The organism is Nocardia sp. JMUB6875, from assembly GCF_041154655.1.
Lineage (GTDB): Bacteria > Actinomycetota > Actinomycetes > Mycobacteriales > Mycobacteriaceae > Nocardia.
In genome coordinates this window covers 1-788 of the sequence record NZ_BAAFGR010000413.1, presented here as the reverse complement: position 1 = coordinate 788, position 788 = coordinate 1, and the positions used below count along the sequence as shown (strand labels likewise).

General features: G+C 70.3%; 1 protein-coding gene. It reads left to right on the top strand.

The features are described 5' to 3' along the window. Window positions 1-633 (top strand): MinD/ParA family protein (locus tag ACAM49_RS40315; protein ID WP_369640762.1); only part of this gene is annotated, 633 nt, incomplete at its 5' end. Window positions 634-788 lie beyond the last annotated feature (155 nt).

Here is a 788-nt window from a genome sequence, read left to right as displayed (position 1 = left end):
GGGGAAGTGTGGCCCGTTGTCGTCGATGCGACGCTCGGGGGCGGGGACGTGGCGTTGCGAGGCTGCGATGCGGTCGCGCCGGTGAGCACGTTGCAGAAGTGGCTGGGGATGGCGTATCCGGGGTTGGCGTCGAGTGTGGGCGCGTGTTCGGGGCAGACGTCGACGGGGGTGCGGGTGCTGGCGCGGACGCCGGATCCGTTGCCGCGCAGGGAATCTCTGGTGTCGGTGGCGCGGCATCTCGAAACCGCAGGGCTGCTGGGGATTTTCGACGCGGGCGCGCCGGTCACCAGCCGGTTGGCCGCGCCGCTGCTGGCGGATCCCCGAGTGGGACTGGTGATCACCGTCGCCGCGCGACCCGACGCCATCAACCGGCTGCAGCCCGCGCTGGGGTGGCTGGACGAGAACTTCAGCGAATTCGTGGTCGGCGACGCGGTCATCGTGCTCACCGAGCAGGTGCCGGGCTCGGCGGCCGCGGTCGTCGATCATGTTCGGACACACCTGGGTTCGTGGGTGCGGGCGATCGTGCAGATTCCCTTCGACATCCACCTCGCCTCCGGCGGACCCATCTCCTGGCATCGGCTCACCGCCGAAACCCGCGACGCCTACCTGGCCCTGCTGGGAGCGCTGCGATGACCGATACCCAACTCTCGGGACTCTCAGGGGCCTACGCCCCTGAAACCCCAGGCAGCCTCAGCGCCCTCTATACCGCTGCGTCACAGCAGCATTCGCCCTCGGCGTCGGCAGCTCAACCGCGCCCGACCGCGCCGACCACTGCGCCCGCCCCAACC